Source organism: Aestuariibaculum marinum, assembly GCF_014596975.1.
Lineage (GTDB): Bacteria > Bacteroidota > Bacteroidia > Flavobacteriales > Flavobacteriaceae > Aestuariibaculum > Aestuariibaculum marinum.
This window is the reverse complement of record NZ_JACVXD010000027.1, coordinates 1-2,310: the sequence shown is the minus strand read 5'-3', so window position 1 is coordinate 2,310 and position 2,310 is coordinate 1. Positions and strand designations below refer to the sequence as shown.

Annotated in this window: 3 protein-coding genes; all 3 read right to left on the bottom strand. The window is 27.7% G+C overall.

Features of this window, described 5'->3' with window-relative positions; translation table 11 throughout:
- Nucleotides 1-79 precede the first annotated feature (79 nt).
- Entirely contained in the window at nucleotides 80-1,051 is a 972-nt protein-coding gene (locus tag ICJ85_RS16040) for a hypothetical protein (protein WP_188224811.1), read from the bottom strand.
- A 156-nt stretch (nucleotides 1,052-1,207) separates the two neighbouring features.
- On the bottom strand, nucleotides 1,208-1,633 hold the full coding sequence (locus ICJ85_RS16035; RefSeq protein ID WP_188224810.1) for a hypothetical protein: 426 nt from the start codon (nucleotides 1,631-1,633) through the stop codon (nucleotides 1,208-1,210).
- 150 nt (nucleotides 1,634-1,783) lie between these two features.
- On the bottom strand, nucleotides 1,784-2,209 hold the full coding sequence (locus tag ICJ85_RS16030) for a hypothetical protein (protein WP_188224809.1): 426 nt from the start codon (nucleotides 2,207-2,209) through the stop codon (nucleotides 1,784-1,786).
- Nucleotides 2,210-2,310: the final 101 nt, after the last annotated feature.

Here is a 2,310-nt window from a genome sequence, read left to right as displayed (position 1 = left end):
AAGTGGATTGCCTTATGATGAGAACTTTATGTCTAAATTAGCTTAAAATTGTTTGCTTTTTAACTCAGTTCTTTGTTAGCTATAGTTTTATTTCCATTTTTTCTGAAGCTAATCCTTTTGGGTTTGATTTTAAGTAAATGTATAGCTGCTCAATTGTCCCGTTGGTTTCATACATTAATATCTGAGGTTTTTCATTCAAGTCTTCCAGTGTTAGGTTATCTATTAAAGATTTAGTTTTAGCGTCAGTTATATCTTTTCCTATTCCGTAATTAAATATAATTTCAGGTATTTGCATTTTAGCATTTTCTCCATATTCTTTACCTTTTTTATTTACAGAAGAAATTTTGATGTTATCTATTGATTTTGGTAAATAAAAATATGCTTTATTATTTTCTATTTTTATAAGCTTTAGTTTCTTTTCGTTTCCTAAATCAAAAACCTCATTTTCACTACTTGAATTAAACTCTTTGTAACTAATTGTCTGGTATTCTGTTAAGGTTAGCTTAATGTTTCCAGAGATATTTTCATATTCTTTTTTTAAAGGAAAACTACATTGAATGCCACCAGTTTGAAAATTTAATTCTCTAGATTGATTGATTTGAATTTTTCTTTCTTCTGTTTCTATAATTGATGTTTTATTTTTATCAATAAGTTCAACATTTGATATAGCTACAAACATATTCGCTAATTGAGCATTACTATTGTAAACATCTTTTATTTCTCTATTTGTATTTATTTGAGAAGAAAAATTTAAATTCCATTTTTCCCTGTAATCTTTTTCTATAATATAACTTTTGTTCTCAATAATCGAGTTTAGTATTTCTTCAGCGGTTTCTTTTTTTATTTTTTTTATGAGCCAAGGTTTTTCAAATAATCCAACTGTTCTTTGATCTATTTTTTCAGTCGCATAATTTTTATTAGTTTCTTTAAGGCCTTTAATTATGTAAGGTAAAAATTGCTTGTATTGCTTTAGTTCTTTTTCGCTTTTTTGTCCAAATATTAAATTTGAAAATGTTAATAATGTAATTAGAAGTATTATCTGTTTTCTCATTGTTTTTGTAATTATAGCTAACGGTTAGTATAACCGTCAGTTATCGGTTTAGTTTACTTTGTTTTTCGGTTTAGCACAGGTCTTAGCAATTCCGAGTGGATTCGGACGTAGTCGAATCCGCCGTAATTGCGGTTATATGTTGTTGTAAAACGTTTTTTAATTATTTAAATATTTATTGTTTTTGGAATATAATTCAGTCCCTTTTAGGTTTTCAAATTTAAGGTTGATTGTCGTATCCAATTTGGTGCGTTTAATAATTATTGAGTTAGTTTGTGGTCTTTTTATTAAGGTATCTCCGATTTCTAAAAACTCATAAAGTTTAGGGTTTTGATAAACATAGTCTAACCGCTTTGTTATTCCATCTTGGTCTAAAACAAAAATGTTACGACCACCTTCTTTGAGGTAGAATTTTTCCCTTATAATTCCATTATAAGATTCGTTATATGAGTCAAAAACCGCTTTATTAAAAAAGTCTTCTTGAGAAAACTCATTCGTTTTTAAAAACCATATAGTATTTATAATTCCGATTAAAATTAAAATCAGAAATACTAAGGGTTTATATTTTGTCCAGAATTGTTTCAAAATGTTTTACAACGGTAAGTATATGATTTGTGCGGCTAAAATCCGATAGGATTTTCAGTCGTATCAAATCGGTTAATTAATAGATTAAACTTTATATCATGAAAAAATTTAAGCATAAATTATATACATTGTTGGCAAATCGTTTTTTTATTAAAATGACATTTCAGGATAAATTGCATAAGCAACAAGACTCACAACAGAACATATTAGAGATACGAAAAAACAGAATCTTAAAATATAGAAGATTTTTCTTCTTTCGACAAATGTTGCTTTTAATCCGTTTGATCCGCCCAAATCATATTCTTTTTCTATTACCTTCTTCACAAGACGATGTTCTGTATCAGAATCAGCATATAAGAAGATTAATCCACAAAGGATACAAAGTCCGAAGAATATAATTGTTGTTATGAATAATTTTGATTCAATATCAGAGTGTATTTTAGAATTATCTTTTAATGAAATTAAAACACCTAGTAGTATAGCAGAAACTGAAACTACATTTTTCACCCACGCGTATTCTTTATCATTAGCGGATACTCTAACATTTAAAAGTCTTTCAGTATCTTTTATATTCATATTTAAGTGTTATCAAATGTTTGCCAACGGTTTGGCTATGATTTCGGCGTGGATAAATCCGCAGGATTTGTCCGCAGAGAAATCAGCTTGGTTAAATTAAT

Excerpts from the sequence above, each read along its gene's own strand:
- ICJ85_RS16030 (WP_188224809.1), bottom strand. The coding sequence starts at position 2,209 with ATGAATATAAAAGATACTGAAAGACTTTTAAATGTTAGAGTATCCGCT.
- ICJ85_RS16040 (WP_188224811.1), bottom strand. The coding sequence starts at position 1,051 with ATGAGAAAACAGATAATACTTCTAATTACATTATTAACATTTTCAAAT.